This window comes from Bradyrhizobium yuanmingense, from assembly GCF_025200905.1.
In the GTDB taxonomy this organism is placed as follows: Bacteria; Pseudomonadota; Alphaproteobacteria; order Rhizobiales; family Xanthobacteraceae; genus Bradyrhizobium; species Bradyrhizobium yuanmingense.
This window is the reverse complement of sequence record NZ_CP104173.1, coordinates 2,256,638-2,271,830: the sequence shown is the minus strand read 5'-3', so window position 1 is coordinate 2,271,830 and position 15,193 is coordinate 2,256,638. Positions and strand designations below refer to the sequence as shown.

At 64.1% G+C, this 15,193-nt stretch carries 15 protein-coding genes; 6 read left to right on the top strand and 9 right to left on the bottom strand.

Annotated features, from left to right (window positions below):
• Positions 1-12: 12 nt before the first annotated feature.
• The 8 genes from N2605_RS10625 to N2605_RS10590 all read right to left on the bottom strand — a co-directional run bounded on the left by N2605_RS10625 (position 13) and on the right by N2605_RS10590 (position 7,884).
• Entirely contained in the window at positions 13-306 is a 294-nt protein-coding gene (locus N2605_RS10625) for a hypothetical protein (protein WP_225127281.1), read from the bottom strand.
• Positions 307-462: 156 nt separating this feature from the next.
• Positions 463-1,677 (bottom strand): acyl-CoA dehydrogenase family protein, encoded by a 1,215-nt coding sequence (locus N2605_RS10620; protein WP_260346531.1) that lies wholly within the window; start codon positions 1,675-1,677, stop codon positions 463-465.
• Between the two features lie 295 nt (positions 1,678-1,972).
• Positions 1,973-3,184 (bottom strand): ABC transporter substrate-binding protein, encoded by a 1,212-nt coding sequence (locus N2605_RS10615; RefSeq protein ID WP_260346530.1) that lies wholly within the window; start codon positions 3,182-3,184, stop codon positions 1,973-1,975.
• Positions 3,185-3,407: 223 nt separating this feature from the next.
• Positions 3,408-3,983: an HdeD family acid-resistance protein gene (locus N2605_RS10610; RefSeq protein ID WP_036006124.1), complete on the bottom strand. Its 576-nt coding sequence runs from the start codon at positions 3,981-3,983 to the stop codon at positions 3,408-3,410.
• A gap of 144 nt (positions 3,984-4,127) precedes the next feature.
• A complete protein-coding gene (folE, locus tag N2605_RS10605; RefSeq protein WP_036006126.1) occupies positions 4,128-4,754 on the bottom strand; it encodes a GTP cyclohydrolase I FolE in 627 nt (208 codons plus the stop codon).
• A gap of 167 nt (positions 4,755-4,921) precedes the next feature.
• Positions 4,922-5,815: an alpha/beta fold hydrolase gene (locus N2605_RS10600; protein ID WP_260346529.1), complete on the bottom strand. Its 894-nt coding sequence runs from the start codon at positions 5,813-5,815 to the stop codon at positions 4,922-4,924.
• Between the two features lie 133 nt (positions 5,816-5,948).
• Positions 5,949-6,776 carry an HD domain-containing protein gene (locus N2605_RS10595; RefSeq protein WP_036006127.1) on the bottom strand — a complete coding sequence of 276 codons (828 nt, stop codon included), beginning with the start codon at positions 6,774-6,776 and terminating at the stop codon, positions 5,949-5,951.
• Positions 6,777-6,984: 208 nt separating this feature from the next.
• Positions 6,985-7,884: a LysR family transcriptional regulator gene (locus tag N2605_RS10590; protein ID WP_225113516.1), complete on the bottom strand. Its 900-nt coding sequence runs from the start codon at positions 7,882-7,884 to the stop codon at positions 6,985-6,987.
• Between the two features lie 150 nt (positions 7,885-8,034).
• On the opposite strand from N2605_RS10590, the gene N2605_RS10585 reads away from it, so the two are divergent.
• The 5 genes from N2605_RS10585 to N2605_RS10565 all read left to right on the top strand — a co-directional run bounded on the left by N2605_RS10585 (position 8,035) and on the right by N2605_RS10565 (position 13,161).
• Positions 8,035-9,186 carry an ABC transporter ATP-binding protein gene (locus tag N2605_RS10585; protein ID WP_260346528.1) on the top strand — a complete coding sequence of 384 codons (1,152 nt, stop codon included), beginning with the start codon at positions 8,035-8,037 and terminating at the stop codon, positions 9,184-9,186.
• Entirely contained in the window at positions 9,179-10,126 is a 948-nt protein-coding gene (locus tag N2605_RS10580; protein WP_425248841.1) for a carbohydrate ABC transporter permease, read from the top strand. The genes N2605_RS10585 and N2605_RS10580 overlap by 8 nt, the downstream gene beginning before the upstream one ends.
• Positions 10,123-10,959 (top strand): carbohydrate ABC transporter permease, encoded by an 837-nt coding sequence (locus N2605_RS10575; protein ID WP_225174846.1) that lies wholly within the window; start codon positions 10,123-10,125, stop codon positions 10,957-10,959. The genes N2605_RS10580 and N2605_RS10575 overlap by 4 nt, the downstream gene beginning before the upstream one ends.
• A 28-nt stretch (positions 10,960-10,987) precedes the next feature.
• Positions 10,988-12,268, top strand: a complete 1,281-nt coding sequence (locus N2605_RS10570) for an ABC transporter substrate-binding protein (RefSeq protein ID WP_057027126.1) — start codon at positions 10,988-10,990, stop codon at positions 12,266-12,268.
• Between the two features lie 68 nt (positions 12,269-12,336).
• Positions 12,337-13,161 (top strand): phosphodiesterase, encoded by an 825-nt coding sequence (locus N2605_RS10565; RefSeq protein ID WP_225146053.1) that lies wholly within the window; start codon positions 12,337-12,339, stop codon positions 13,159-13,161.
• A 142-nt stretch (positions 13,162-13,303) separates the two neighbouring features.
• Here the strand turns inward: N2605_RS10565 and N2605_RS10560 are convergent, their stop codons facing one another.
• Positions 13,304-13,891: a helix-turn-helix domain-containing protein gene (locus N2605_RS10560; RefSeq protein ID WP_051056896.1), complete on the bottom strand. Its 588-nt coding sequence runs from the start codon at positions 13,889-13,891 to the stop codon at positions 13,304-13,306.
• 674 nt (positions 13,892-14,565) lie between these two features.
• Here N2605_RS10560 and N2605_RS10555 point away from each other — a divergent pair.
• The gene (locus N2605_RS10555; RefSeq protein WP_036006185.1) at positions 14,566-15,192 is read left to right on the top strand and encodes a (2Fe-2S)-binding protein; all 627 of its coding nucleotides are present in this window, start codon (positions 14,566-14,568) and stop codon (positions 15,190-15,192) included.
• Position 15,193 lies beyond the last annotated feature (1 nt).

Below are 15,193 nucleotides of genomic sequence, written 5' to 3'. Positions count from 1 at the left end.
AACCGAACGGGGTTACCGCTCCGAACCCGATCGAGCGACCAAGATCCGGACGCGGCCGCCGGCATCCTCGAGCTCGCGGTAACGACTTAGTTCGGCCTGGAGCTCCGGATCGGACCTTGCCCAGGCCAGCCAGTCGAACGGGACCGCGCTGAGCAGCCGGGTATCCACGAGGATCACATCCGGACGACCGGCGCGCAGGTCCGCGAGCAAGTGCCGCCGCTCGAAATCGATGATGCTGTCCAGTCTTGCGCGCTCGCCTTCGGCATCGGACGTTTTCTCGCGCAAAAGCGATCTGTGCTCTTTCACCTGGGTGAACCCGCCATGGCGTGCAGGGTCACTCTCGGTCAGCAGTTACTATCGTACTACACTGATCTGAGGCCATACTGCATCGCGGCCAAAAGACTTGCCCGTCGCGGCGCTTCGAAGCGCCGCCGATGCGCAATCCGGCCAAGGGCCACGGCGCTACCCCATCACCCCGCCGCGCCTGATCAGCTCCTTGCCGACGGCCGCGAGATGCACTTGGTCCGGCCCGTCGCCGATGCGGATGAAGCGGGCGTAGACGTAAGCCCGCGCGAGGAACGTGTCCTGCGAGACCCCGGCGGCGCCGTGGATCTGGATGGCGCGGTCGATGACGCGGGCGGCCATGCTGGGGACCACGATCTTGGCCGCGGCGATCAGGTCGCGCGCGGCCTTGTTGCCCTCGCGGTCCATCTTGTCGGCGGCCTGCAAGGTAAGCAGGCGGGCTTGCGCGATCTCGCAGAAGGAATGCGCGATGTCCTCGCGCACCGAGCCCTGCTCTGCGAGCGGCTTACCGAAGGCGACGCGCGAGACCGCGCGCTGGCACATCAGTTCGAGCGCACGCTGGGCGCAGCCGATCAGGCGCATGCAATGGTGGATGCGGCCGGGGCCGAGCCGGCCTTGCGCGATCTCGAAGCCGCGGCCCTCGCCGAGCAAAATGTTCTCGGCGGGCACGCGGACGTTGTCATAGACGATCTCGGGATGGCCGACCGGCGCATCGTCATAGCCGTAGGTGAGCATGTCGCGGACGATGCGCACCCCACGCGTATTCTTCGGCACCAGGATCATGGATTGCTGGCGATGGCGGTCGGGATGGTCGGGTGCGGTCTTGCCCATCACGATCAGGATCTCGCAATCCTCGTTCATCGCGCCCGAGGTGAACCATTTGCGGCCGTTGATCACGTAGTCGTCGCCGTCACGCCGGATCTCGCACTGGATGTTGGTGGCGTCGCTGGAGGCGACCTGCGGCTCCGTCATCGAGAAGCCGGAGCGGATGCGCCCCTCGAGGAGCGGCTTCAGCCAGCGCTCCTGCTGCGCCTTGGTGCCGTAGTTTGCGAGCACCTCCATGTTGCCGACATCGGGCGCGGAGCAGTTGAAGACCTCGGGCGCCCAGAGGATGCGGCCCATGATCTCCTTCACCGGCGCGTATTCGAGATTGGTCAGACCCGGCCCGTGCTCGCCGGACAGGAACAGGTTCCAGAGCCCCTGCTCGCGCGCCCGCCGCTTCAGATCCTGAAGGACTTGCGGAGTCTTGTAGCGTGAAGCTTCCGGCTTGACCTGCTCGTAGTAGAGCTCCTCGACCGGCTCGACATGGGCCTGCATGAACTGGCGAACGCGGTCCTGGAGCTCCAGCGAACGGGCGGAGTGGTGAAAGTCCATGGTGGTCTCCTGTTCGCTACATTTGAGGTCGTCATGCCGGGCTTATCCCGCCTGCGCGGCCGAAGCCGCTTCGGCGAGGCGAAGGCCCGGGCATCCACGTTCTTCGTGCCGCGGGGAAATGCGTGGATGGCCGGGACAAGCCCGGCCATGACGTGATGGAGACATCAGTCTCGTAGGGTGGGCAAAGCGAAGCGTGCCCACGCTCTTTCTCGGTCATCATTGATAGATCGTGGGCACGGCGCAAGTGCGCCTTTGCCCACCCTACGATTTCGCATCCGCCGCGAGAACCCGCCTCTCACGTCCCGCGCAACAGCTCGCTTGCCACCACCCAGTCGTTGCCGTCGAACTGGAGCATGTAGCCGTCCTTGATCGGGCGGAAATCCTGCGGCGTGGTGTTGAGGGTGATGCCGGGCATCAGGAGCGACAGCGGCACGTTCTTCAGATTCACGGCCTGCGCCATGATGTTCTCGCGCGTCAGATTGTCCTTGCACTGCTTCAGCAGCGCCACCAGCGCCTCGGCGACGGTGTAGCCATAGAGGCCGGCGACGTTGTTGATGTCGGCATTGGGCAGGCGCTTCTTCATGAAGTCGATATAGGCCGTCATCGCCGGATCGTCCTTCGGCGCCTCGACGAACGGCTTGAGCGCGCCAAGCGACAGCACACCCTTGCCAGCCTCCAGGCCAGCGGGCGCCATCACGGTAGCCTTGTTGGCGCAGCCGGAGGCCAGAAAGCGCGTCGGCTGCCAGCCGACCTCGTGCGCCTTGCGGATCGCCTGCGCGCAGGCGCGCGGCGTCACCGAATAGATCATGAAGACGTCGGCCTTGGTATTGGCGAGCGTCAGGACCTGGGAATCGACGGTGGGATCGGCGACCTCGAAGCTCGAGGCCATCGCGATCGCCTTGTCGGCGTCGGCACCGAGCGCCTCCTTGACGCCGCGAAGATATTCCTTGCCGGCGTCGTCGTTCTGGTAGAGCACCGCAAAGCGCGCATTCGGGTTCCTGGCGCGGGCATAGGCGACGTCGATCGCAGCCTCGCTGGTGTAGTTCGGCGCCCAGGGCAGCGCGATCGACCAAGGCATGTTGGCGGGATCGTTCCACTTCGAGGCCGAGCTGATCAGGAAGATCTGCGGCACCTTGTTGCTGTTGAGATATTTTGCGATCGCCGAGCTCGGCGCCGTGCCCATGGTGGCAAAGATGAAGGCGACGCCGTCGCCTTCGACGAGGCGCCGCGCGGCTTCCATGGTCTTGGGCGGCGAGAAGGCATCGTCGAGCGAGATCAGGTTGAGCTTGCGGCCGCCAACGCCGCCCTTCTCGTTGATCTCATCGAAATAGGCGGAGATCACCCGTCCCGTGATGCTGAGCGGCGATGCCGGGCCGCTATAGGGCATAGTGTTGCCGATCTTGATCTCGGTGTCGCTAACTCCAGGACCGTAGGATTTTTGCGCGGAGACAGGAGCGGACAAGCAGGCGGCAGCCAGCGCTGCGGCCAGGGCCAAAGCGGCTTTCATGGTTTCTCCCCAATGATTGTCGCCGCGGCGAAACGACCGCGCGGCGCGCTGCTTCTTGTCAGCGCGTCAGATCAGCGGAGTTCATCAAGATGGTCTTGCGTCGAGTTGCTGATGGCATCGCCTGAAGCGCGACGAGATTTTGATGAATCGCCATCGTGCGTCAGGTTGTTCTTGACGCATGAGCTTTCCGGAAAACCGCTTCGGCACTTTTCCGGATCATGCTTTAGCCGCGCCGCTTCAAGGCGAAGCCCAAGCTGACCCATCCGGCACCGGCCATGATCAGGTCGATGCCGAGGAACAGGCCGAGGATGTAGACGCTGTTCACCGGCCAGCGCACCAGGATCAGCAGCCCGAGCAGCAGCGTGACGACGGCCGACACCGCCACCCAGCCCCACGGGCTTTCGCGCTTCATGCTGAAGGCGAGAAACAGCCTGACCGCGCCGGAGGCCAGCAGCGAGGCGCCGAGGAACAGCGTGAGCAGAACCGCGGCGAAGAGCGGGTTCGCGAAGGTGAGGAAGCCGGCAACGATGTAGAGCACACCGAGCAAGGCCCAGATCAGGAACTTTCCCCAGCTCTTCATCTGGAATGCGCCGATCACCTCGGTGACGCCGGCGACGATCATCATTGCGCCGACCACGATCACGCTCGCCACCGTTGCCATCACCATGCTGCCGAGCGCGACGAAGCCGGCAATCAGGTAGACGACGCCGAGCGCGACGATCCAGCCCCATTTGGCGTGTAGCGCAGCCATTCCCGAGCCGAGACCGGACGGATGAGACGTATCTGACGCAGTTGTCATGGGCCACTCCTGCATGCGAAGCCCCCGGGCACACGCCATGATAGCACGCACCCGACCGAGACAACACCCAGCAGAGCAGACCTCGCCTGCCGCAACCTTGACGCAAATCAAGATCGAATGTGGCGGGTCAGCGCCGAGCGCAGGTCAATCGTCCGAACTGGCGAGCCCCAGCAGTTCCTGGCGCGTCAGCGCATTGTCGCGGAACACACCCAGCATACGGCTGGTGACGAGATCGGTCCCGGGCTTGTGCGCGCCGCGCGTGGTCATGCAGTGATGCGTCGCCTTGATGATGACGCCGACGCCTTCGGGCTTGAGCACGTCGTTGATGGTGTTGGCGATCTGTGCGGTCATCTTCTCCTGGATCTGGAGCCGTTTTGCATAGACGTCCACCACGCGTGCGAGCTTGGAGATGCCGACGACGCGCCCCTGCGGAATATAGGCGACCCAGGCGCGACCGACGATCGGCGCCATGTGGTGCTCGCAATGACTCTCGAAGCGAACGCCGCGCAGGACGATCATCTCGTCATAGCCCTCGATCTCCTCGAAGGTCTTTTGCAGGATCTCGGTCGGATCCTGCGCGTATCCGGAAAAATACTCTGCGAACGCGCGTGCAACGCGAGCAGGTGTCTCGCGCAAACCGTCGCGCGCGGGATCATCGCCGGCCCAGCGGATCATGGTCCGGATCGCCTGTTCGACCTCCGCCCTGTCAGGCCGATCGGACGGCGTCTGCGCCACGGCGACACGTTCCAGCTTGCGCACTTGTGACTTCATCAAGCTTCTCCCCTGCAACGAGCCCGCATATGGAAGCGGGCCCACAGCTTGGACCGCCGCAATCGGAAAAGGTTCCTGAAAGTCGGGGAAATTTGGGGAACGGATGGATGGCCTAGTGCCGACCCGCCAATCCCCTCATGATGAGGTGCGCCGAGCCTCGGGGCCGCCTATGACGCAGCCGCTTTCCGCACGTCGATCACGGCCTGCGCCCATTCGGCGGGCCGCTCCTGCGGCAAATTGTGACCGGCATCGGTGAAGACGCGCCGCTCGAAAAATCCCTCGAACTTGCGCGCGTGGTGGGCGGTGCCGGAATTGACGCCGTCGCTGTCGCCGTCGATCGCGATCGTCGGGACGCGGATCGTCGGCTGCGCGGCGAGCTTTGCCTCGATCCCCGCATAGGCGGGATCGCCGGCCACCAGCGCGTAGCGATGGCGGTAGGAATGGATCACGACGTCGACGAAATCAGGATTGTCGAACGACACGGCGCTCGTGTCGAACGTTGCGTCGTCGAAGACCCATTTCGGCGACCACATCGTCCAGAGCTGACGGGCAAAGCCGCGGCGGTTGCGCTGCAGCGCGCGGCGGCCGCGCTCGTTGTGGAATAAATATTGATACCAGAACGCCGCCTCCTCCGGCGGCGAAGCCGGCTCCATGGCGAGGGCGATGTTCTGGATATTGTAGGAATTGCCGGAGACGAGACCGACCACGCGCTCCGGATAGAGCGCCGAGACCACACAGGCGGCACGCCCGCCCCAATCGTAGCCGCCGACGACGGCGCGCCTGATACCGAGCGCATCCATGAAGGCCAGGAGATCGGCACCTAACGCCGCCTGCTCGCCGGAGCGCAGCGTCTCAGCGAAGCGAAACCGCGTCGGCCCGTACCCGCGCAGCCAGGGCACCAGCACGCGTGCGCCGGCCTCGGCGAGGATCGGCGCGGTCTCGGCATAGGCGTTCGCGTCATAGGGAAAGCCATGCCCCATGACGCAGGGCCAGCCGTCCGGCGCACCGTATTCGCGATAAGCGATGTCGAGGATATCAGTGGTGATGGTTTTTTGTTGCATGATTTGCTCACGGATGATCTCGTTGCGCAGAGCTCTTGTAGCCCGCATGGAGCGAAGCGCAATGCGGGGACGCCTGTATCCGCGAATCCCGGATTTCGCTTACGCTCCATCCGGGCTACGGGCTACAAGGGGTCTATTTCTGCGGACCGGACAGCGAGATGTCACGTTCGGCGCGGAACACGTTGCTGTAGAGGTTGGCGATCCATTGCCGGCCGATCTCGGTCTTGTTGAGATAGCCGATCTCGGTCTGGATGTGCGGAGCAACGCTGTTCCAATAGAATTGCGGGTAGCGGTTCACGATGTCGGCGGGCGAGTCGTAGCCGAGCTGGCGGTTGATGCCGACCTCCTCGAACTCGTAATAGAGCGCGTTGGCCTTGCGCAGATAGTTGGGATCGCCGAGCTGGCCGATGAAGTCGGCCGCACGCAGGATCGAGGCTTCGTCGTCGTATTCCTGGCCTTCACGGGCGGGAAAGCGCGTCCCCTCGATGGCGCGGGCAACGCGCTCCGGATCGACTCCCGGGATATGGCGGAGCCGCCGCGTCACATACAGCTTCGAACGGTCGACGTGGTACATCATCAGGCTCGCGTCCGACGCGCCGCGCGGCAACGAGATCTTGGTTTCGGCCGCATCGATGACGAAACCGTCGGCGTCGTCCTCCTCGAACAGCCCGCGGACATAGCCGATGTCGTGGGCGAGGCAGGCGATCAAGACATGAACGTAATCTTCCGCCGAAAGATGGGTATGAAGGCTTCGGCCGCGGAGGATCGCCTGGGCGGCCAGGGTCACCAGCATCGTATGCTCGATATTGTGGTAGAGCGCATCGCTGTTGCCGATGCATTCCATCGCGGTACGGGTTGCGCTGGCAACGATGCTTGCGGAAGTCTCATCGTACCGGCGGCGCATGAAGTTGCCGAGGAACTGCTCCAGCGATTCAGCTGCCAGTCTGGGTAAGGTTATCATGGACGCAGCCCCGTCCGCCGCTGGTATCCCATGCCATCTCCCGACGTCTCATTCTTGTCGTCGACGCAGGGGGAGCATAGCCCATCTTGGGCCGGGTAACCAAACTTCGGGACGGAAAATACGCAAATACCTTACCGTCCCGCTGCGCAACATCACGGTTGCCGTCACAGTTCAGCACAACCCAAAGCGGCGGGAAGGCGGCCGCCGCTCAGGGCGCGGCCAGGATATCGGCGCCGTCGGCCGGGCGCGAAAGGCTTCGGGCCAGGTAGAACAGCTCGACCAGCTTGCCGCGCTTGCCCGCCAGCGAGAAGATGTATTCGGGCGACTCCGCCTCGATTTCCGCGATCGCCACCTTCGCGATCCGGTCGATGCGGCTCGAGCCGTGCTCCCAGACGAAGCCGACGCCAAGCCGGTTGGCGACCGCCTCCAGCATCCCCTCGCGCGTATTGACGATGATCGCCGGACTGGCGCGCAGGTTGAGGGCGCGAAACGCCCGGTCGACGGCGCGCTGGGTCGCGGAATCCCGGGTCCGGAACACCAGCGGATATTGCATGAGGCCGGCGATGGACACGCGCGACTGGCGGCTGAGGTCGTGAACGGGATGGCAGATCGCAACGACGCGCTGCTGCACGCAGGGCTCGCGCCGGAAGCGGTTGTCATGCGGCACCTCCGGCAATACGGCGACGTCGACGCGCTGGTCGACCACCGCGGCCATGATCGCCGACCAGCTGCCGATCTCGATGTTGATCTGGATCTTCGGATAGAGGTTGCGGAACGCCGCGATCAACGCCATGCCGGGCATGGCGTTGCCGAGCCCGATGCGAAGCTCACCTCCCGTGAGCTCGTCGCGCTGCTGCAGGATGGCGAGCGCATCGGCTTCGACCGCCTGCATGCGGCTCGTCGCGGCATAGAGCCGCCGGCACAGCGATGTCGCGATCAGGGTCTGGCCGTGCCGGTCGAACAGCGCCACCCCGAACTCGGCCTCCAGATCCCGCACCAGCTGCGCAACGGCCGGCTGCGACACCCCGAGCCGCCTTGCCGCAGCGGCAAAGCTGCCGGTCTCGAACACCGCATTGACCGCCCGGACACGCGACGACGTCAACGCCACGACAACAACCCCAAGATGATATTCCCCGTCGGACCGGGCGAAAGCAAAACCTGGGATGACCATAAGGAAGGCCATTGACCGTTATGTGAATGTCAGACGCGCTTCCTACTCCTCATGCGCCGCAAACGGGCCAGCAGGGGATCAGCGCGCATGGCGCAAATCGAACTTTCCGCAATCCGCAAGTCCTTTGACGGCACCGACGTCCTGAAAGGCATCGATTTCCGCATCGCCGACGGCGAATTCATCTCGCTGGTCGGCCCGTCCGGCTGCGGCAAGTCGACCCTGCTTCGCATCATTGCCGGGCTCGAGCCGCAGAATTCCGGCGAGGTCCGCATCGACGGCCGCCCCGTGGACGGCATTCGCCCGAGCGCGCGCAACCTCGCGATGGTGTTCCAATCCTATGCGCTTTATCCGCATTTGAGCGCCTTCGACAATATCGCGGTGCCGCTGCGGATGCGGCGCCTCTCCGCGATCGAGCGACTGCCGCTACTGGGTGCGCTGCTGCCGGGCCGGCGCGCCAAGGAACGGCACATTCGCGCCGACATCGAAGGCATCGCCGAGCAGCTCGACATCAGCCCATTGCTGCGGCGCAAGCCCGGACAATTGTCCGGCGGACAGCGGCAACGCGTCGCGGTCGGACGCGCCATGGTGCGCGAGCCGCTGGCCTTCCTGTTCGACGAACCGCTCTCCAATCTCGACGCCAAGCTGCGCGTCCACATGCGCGCAGAGCTCGCCGAGCTGCATCGCCGCCTCAAGGCGACGTTCGTCTACGTCACGCACGACCAGGCCGAGGCGATGACGATGTCGAGCCGGATCGCCGTCATGATGGGCGGTGAGCTGATCCAGGCCGGCACGCCGGCCGAGATCTACAACGAGCCCGGCGACATCCGCGTTGCCGAATTCATCGGCAGCCCCAAGATCAACGTTCTCCCCGGCCGGATCCGAAAGGACGGCGGCGTCGATGTGCTGGGGACCGCCTTGAAACTTACGTGCAATGCGGCGGCCGGCGATTGCCGCATCGGGGTCCGTCCGGAGCGGATCGAGCTCGGCACCGGGCCGTTCTCCGGAACCGTCGTTCACCTGGAGAATCTCGGCGCCGAGGCCTTCGTCCATCTCGCGGTCGAAGGCACCGGGTCGCGCCTGATCGCGCGGCTCGCGGACGTCAAGCATTTGCCGGCGATGGCAAGCTCCGTCGCCTTCGGCTTCGCACCTGACGCGGTGCGGATGTTCGATCCGGCCGGGAAACGGATCGAGCTCAGAGTGGAGCAGGCCGAGCGCATCCGTGAGCCCGCCCATGTCTGACGGCTCCATGACGATCGGGGCGACCATCGCTCCCACGGGCACGACGAGGCGCAGGCTGCCGGCCCATGGCAGCCGACGGACCCATACCGCCTACGCGCTGGTGACCCCGGCCGCCGCGCTCATGCTGGTCATGCTGCTCGGTCCGCTCGCCGGCGTGATCGCTCTCTCCTTCACCGATTATCAGCTCGGCGCGCCGCATTTCTCCTGGATCGGGCTCGCCAACTACCAGGACCTGTTCGCCGACAAGGTGTTCTGGACCGCACTGCGCAACACGCTGACTTACGTCGTGATCGTGGTGCCCGGCGCCGTGATCGCCGGCCTTGCGATCGCGCTTCTGATCCAGAGCGGCACCAGTCTGCGCAGTCTCTACCGGACGATCTATTTCCTCCCCGTGATGGCGACCCTGATCGCGATGGCGGTGGTGTGGGAATTCATGCTGCATCCACAATTCGGCCTGGTGAACGGGCTGCTCCGCGGCGCAGGCCTGCCGGCCTTCGCCTGGCTGCAGGACCGCAACACCGCGCTCTATGCGCTGTGCGCGATCGGCATCTGGCAGGCCGTCGGCTTCAACATGGTGCTGTTTCTCGCCGGCCTCGTCTCCATTCCCAAGCAGCTTTACGAAGCGGCGGAAATCGACGGTGCCTCGAGCGGCTGGGCACGCTTCCGCCTCGTGACCTGGCCGATGCTGGGGCCGGTCACGACCTTCGTCGTCGTGATCTCGGGCATCCGCTCGTTCCAGGTGTTCGACACCGTGCACGTCTTGACCAAGGGCGGCCCGTCGAAGTCCACGGAGGTGCTGATCCACAGCATGTACACGGAAGGCTTCGAGTTCTTCCGCTCGGGCTACGCCGCGGCGATCACCGTGGTCTTCCTGGTCTTCGTCCTCCTGCTCACGCTGATCAAATCGAGGCTCTCCGATCGCGGCGTGCACTACACATGAGCAACGCGCATCCCATCCCGTTCCGGGCGATCCTCCGTCACGTGCTGCTGATCGCGGGCGCCGCGCTCATGCTGGCCCCCTTCATCTGGATGATCTCGACCGCCTCCAAGCCGCAGACCGAGATCTTCTCCGGCGAATTGCACCTGATCCCCTACCGGTTCGCGCTGATGGAAAACCTGCGCGAGGCCTTCGCCAAGGCCAATCTGCTGCGCTTCCTGCTCAACGGAATCATCGTCACGGTCTCGATCTTCGTGCTGCAGGTGATGGTGGCGCTGCCGGCGGCCTACGCGCTGGCAAAACTTCGCTTCCTCGGCCGCGAGACGCTGTTCGCGCTGGTGCTGTTCGGGATCCTGATCCCGCCGCAGGCGACCGCGATCCCGGTCTTCCTGCTGCTGCACAAGATCGGCCTGCTCGACAGCTATGCCGCACTCGTCCTGCCCTTCACGATCTCGGTGTTCGGCATCTTCCTGATGCGCCAGTTCTTCAAGACCGTGCCCGACGATCTCGTCGACGCCGCGCGCATGGACGGCATCTCCGAATTCGGCATCGTCTGGCGGGTGATGCTGCCGGCCGCGATTCCCGCAGTGACCGCCTTCGGCATCTTCTCCGTAGTCGCGCATTGGAACGACTATTTCTGGCCGCTGATCGTGCTCAACAGCGAGCATTTGCGCACGCCGCCGCTCGCGGTCGCCCATTTCCGCAACAGCGAGGCCGGCACCAGCTACGGCCCGCTGATGGCGGCGGCGATGGTGATCATCGCGCCGCTCGTCATCGCTTTCCTCTTTGCCCAGCGCCGTTTCATCGAGGGCATCACCCTCACCGGGATCAAGTAGCCACGTCACCTCAAACAAGGAGTCTATCATGCTGAAGACCATCATCGCCGCGGCGGCTCTGTCGCTTGCGGCCGGATCTGCGCTCGCGCAGACAAAGACCGAGATCGTGATGCAATATCCCTATCCGGAGCTGTTCACCGAGACGCACAAGCGCATCGCCGAGGAATTCGCCAAGGTGCGCCCGGAGATCAAGGTCACGATGCGGGCGCCTTACGAATCCTACGAGGACGGCACCCAGAAGGTGCTGCGCGAGGCCGTGACCAATCAGATGCCTGACGTCTCGTTCCAGGGCTTGAACCGCATCCGCGTCCTGGTCGACAAGAACATCCCGGCCGAGCTCGACGGCTACATCGCCGCGGAGAAGGATTTCGACAAGCAGGGCTTCCACCAGGCGATGTTCGACATCGGCACCGCCAGCGGCAAGGTCTACGCCCTGCCCTTCGCGATCTCGCTGCCGATCGTCTACGTCAACCTCGACCTGGTCAAGCAGGCCGGCGGCGACGTGAACAATCTGCCGAAGAGCTGGGACGAGCTGATCGCGCTGGCCAAGAAGATCAAGGCGCTCGGCAACGACACCAACGGCGTCACCTATGCCTGGGACATCACCGGCAACTGGCTGTGGCAGGCGCCGGTGTTCGCGCGCGGCGGCACCATGCTCAATGCCGACGAGACCAAGGTCGCGTTCGACGGAGCGGAAGGCAAGTTCGCCATCAATACGATCGCGCGGCTCGTCAACGAGGCCGGCATGCCCAATCTCGACCAGCCGTCGATGCGCGCGGCGTTCGCGGCCGGCAAGACCGGCTTCCACGTCACCTCGACCTCGGACCTCAACAAGGTCACGCAGATGACCGGCGGCAAGTTCGCGCTGAAGACGATTCCGTTCCCGGACGTCGCCTCCACCAAGGGCAGGCTGCCGGCCGGCGGCAACGTCGTGCTGATCCTCGCCAAGGACAAGGCCAAGCGCGATGCCGCCTGGGAAGCGGTGAAATTCTGGACGGGCCCCAAGGGCGCCGCGATCATGGCGGAGACCACCGGTTACATGCCGCCGAACAAGGTCGCCAACGAGGTCTATCTGAAGGACTTCTACGTCAAGAACCCCAACAACTACACCGCGGTCAGCCAGCTCGCGCTGCTCACCAAATGGTACGCCTTCCCCGGCGACAACGGCCTGAAGATCACCGACGTGATCAAGGACCATCTCAACTCGATCATCTCGGGCGCGCGCGCCAAGGAGCCGGAGGCCGTCCTCGCCGACATGACGGCTGACGTGCAGAAGCTGCTGCCGAAGACCACAGGCGCGGCGCGCTGACCATCCTCACATCCCCCGGCACGGGACGCCCTCGGCGTCCCGTGCCGCCTCGATGACCGGAGCTGGCGATGAAACTGCTGCATCTGAGCGACATTCACCTGACGGCGCCCGGTGCGACCATCGGCGGCCGCGATCCGCGCGTCAATTTCGAGCGGGCGCTGGCGCATGCGCTGCACGATCATCACGACGCCGAATTGATGGTGATCACCGGCGACCTCTCGGATTGGGGCGATCTCGCCGATTATCAATGGCTCAAGCAGCGCCTCGACGCATATCCGCTGCCGGTGCGGCTGTGCATCGGCAACCACGACCGGCGCGCCGCCTTCCTGAGCGTGTTCCCCGACCTCGCCGACGAGAACGGCTTCGTCCAGGGCATCCACGATACGGCTGCCGGCCGCTGCCTGTTCCTCGACACCGCCCATCCGGAAACGCACGCCGGCCGCTATTGCGACGATCGTCTCGGCTGGCTCGAGGCCCGGCTTACCGAGCATGACGGGCCGTTCCTGCTTTTCATGCACCATAACCCGATGCCTGTGCATCTCGTCCCGTTCGACCAGATCGGCCTGATCGACGAGGCTCCATTCCGGCATCTCGTCAGTCGCCACCGGGCCAAGATCCGCCACGTCTTCTTCGGGCATTGTCACTTGCCGCTTGCAGGCTCGATTGCAGGCGTCCCCGTCTCGTCGCTGCGGGGCACCAACCATGCGAGCTTCCCGCTCTTCTCCGAGACGAAGCTGCTGAGCGCCTGCGACCTGCCGCAATCCTACGGCGTCGCATTTTTCGGGGAGGACTATGTGACCGTGCACATGGTGGAATACGGCTACGACGGTCCGATCCGCATCCAAGGTTCGCCCGACTACAAGGCCTGGGATCGCGAGACCATGGTGCGGTGACGGCGAGCGCCGACCCTTTCCAGGGGCGCGTATTCATAAGCCCGCGCTGCACTCCTTGGAGAGTCCGCTCCACCTCGATAGCAGCGCGCTGGCGTCCTCGCCCGGGTCGGAGATGGGCCAGAAGCTGACATCCGATGTGAGGCTACAAGGATCGGCGGAAATTTCGCGGCGTCGTGCCGACAATTCTGCGGAAAGTCTGGGCGAAAGCCGACGGCGTTGAATATCCGACTGCGAGCGCAACTTCACTGATCGATAGATTTGGATCATTCAGCAGGCGTTGTGCAAGCAACATGCGTTGCCGAGTTAGCCAGACATGCGGCGTCAATCCTGTCGAGAGACGGAACGCCGAGCAAAAATGATAGCGGCTGCGGCCGACCAGGGACGCTAGTTCGTCAAGGCCGATCGGCTTGTCGAGATGCGCCAGCATGTATTCGGTCACACGCCTGAGCTGCCAGCGCGCGAGCCCGCCGCGAGTATAAGCGAGGCTCTGCGGCAGCTGCACTATGCTGTGCGAACGCAATAGCTGGATGCAGAGTAGGTCAACCGCGCGATCGACCAGCAACTTTGCCGAAGGATCGACAATGACGTCGGGGTCGCTGAGGATTGCAAGAAGCTGTGAGGTCACAGCGTCTTCGCTGCCGACGCGTGGCGCCAGCTCTACCTTGCCTCGCCCACCGATGAGTGTTCGGCAATGCTCCAGTCGTTCGTTGGTGAGATAGACATGGGACACGTGGAGCGGTCCTTCAACTTCCCAATCTCCATCATGCCGGTCGGGAATCACAGTGATAGAATTCGGCCGCAGCGGGGCAGAGAGCCGCCGTCGCTCAACCGTCCACGCACTGTGCTGAGGCTCTCCATAGTAGGTGCCGACAAGGTGTCCGGGCATGCCTGGGGCATAGCCATAACGCGTGCCACGAACAAAACGATGAGTGAGTTGTGTGCCGCAGTTTAACTGGATGGGTGCCAAAGGCGGCGGGGCTTCCGATAGCAGCCGGACCATCGTCTGAAAAGGATTTCGATCAGGCATCGCTTTGGTTATGTCATATTTGGCCGCACCCGCGACAGGCGCTTCATCGACATACCATGTTTCACGACATGGCGGGAATGGAAGCTGCGGTCGAAATGTCGCAATGTCTGGCTGATTGCACAAATAGTGCGCATGATTGACTTCGCGGTATCGAGACAACTCCGATGGCAAGTGGCACGTGGGTTGGGCTTGATCTCATTGCGCCCGGTCTACCACTCACAGCTGGGCTGCCTTGGCCGCGATGGGCGAGAAGCAGAGTCCACAGGCGCGGGCGCCACTTCGTCGCAAGATTGCGATAGTCGCCGCAATATCGGAACGGTGCGTCCGTCGGGATCATGGCCTACTGGGCCGGATCATCCGAGGGGATCCCGACCACCATGACAAACCAAGAACCGTTCGCCGCCGGCGCTGCTGAGACCGAAAGCACGCGGGGCGGAGTATCGCGCCGTTCGCTCCTGCTGACTGTCGGCGGAGCGGCTTCCATGGCGGTGGTGCCCCAGGTTACCGCGCAACCCGCATCCGAAAGCAAGCCCGCTGCATCGACGGCACGGGTTCGTCTGAACGTGAACGGAACGAGACAGGAGCTCGACTTGGATACGCGGCAATCCCTGCTCGACCTTCTGCGCGAAGATCTCGGTCTCACCGGTACGAAGAAGGGCTGCAATCAGGGCGCCTGCGGCGCTTGCACCATCCTGCTCAACGGCAGGCGGGTCGTGTCGTGTCTGACGCTGGCTGCGATGCACGACGGGGCCATTGTCGAGACGATCGAGGGTCTCGAGAAGAATGGTGAGCTTCATCCGCTCCAGAGCGCATTCGTCGAGCACGACGGCTTGCAGTGCGGCTTCTGTACCCCCGGGCAGATCATGTCGGCCGTCGGCTGCATCGCCGAAGGCCATGCGGGCTCGCCGGAGGACATTCGGTTCTGGATGAGCGGCAATATCTGTCGCTGCGGGGCGTATCCCGGGATCGTCGCCGCCGTTGCCGACGCCGCCAAGAGGGTCTGAC

What these genes read in the sequence shown, in the direction of transcription:
- N2605_RS10620 (WP_260346531.1), bottom strand. Translation starts at nt 1,677, where the DNA reads ATGGACTTTCACCACTCCGCCCGTTCGCTGGAGCTCCAGGACCGCGTT.
- N2605_RS10615 (WP_260346530.1), bottom strand. Translation starts at nt 3,184, where the DNA reads ATGAAAGCCGCTTTGGCCCTGGCCGCAGCGCTGGCTGCCGCCTGCTTG.
- N2605_RS10610 (WP_036006124.1), bottom strand. Translation starts at nt 3,983, where the DNA reads ATGACAACTGCGTCAGATACGTCTCATCCGTCCGGTCTCGGCTCGGGA.
- folE (WP_036006126.1), bottom strand. Translation starts at nt 4,754, where the DNA reads ATGAAGTCACAAGTGCGCAAGCTGGAACGTGTCGCCGTGGCGCAGACG.
- N2605_RS10600 (WP_260346529.1), bottom strand. Translation starts at nt 5,815, where the DNA reads ATGCAACAAAAAACCATCACCACTGATATCCTCGACATCGCTTATCGC.
- N2605_RS10595 (WP_036006127.1), bottom strand. Translation starts at nt 6,776, where the DNA reads ATGATAACCTTACCCAGACTGGCAGCTGAATCGCTGGAGCAGTTCCTC.
- N2605_RS10585 (WP_260346528.1), top strand. Translation starts at nt 8,035, where the DNA reads ATGGCGCAAATCGAACTTTCCGCAATCCGCAAGTCCTTTGACGGCACC.
- N2605_RS10580 (WP_425248841.1), top strand. Translation starts at nt 9,179, where the DNA reads ATGTCTGACGGCTCCATGACGATCGGGGCGACCATCGCTCCCACGGGC.
- N2605_RS10575 (WP_225174846.1), top strand. Translation starts at nt 10,123, where the DNA reads ATGAGCAACGCGCATCCCATCCCGTTCCGGGCGATCCTCCGTCACGTG.
- N2605_RS10570 (WP_057027126.1), top strand. Translation starts at nt 10,988, where the DNA reads ATGCTGAAGACCATCATCGCCGCGGCGGCTCTGTCGCTTGCGGCCGGA.
- N2605_RS10565 (WP_225146053.1), top strand. Translation starts at nt 12,337, where the DNA reads ATGAAACTGCTGCATCTGAGCGACATTCACCTGACGGCGCCCGGTGCG.
- N2605_RS10555 (WP_036006185.1), top strand. Translation starts at nt 14,566, where the DNA reads ATGACAAACCAAGAACCGTTCGCCGCCGGCGCTGCTGAGACCGAAAGC.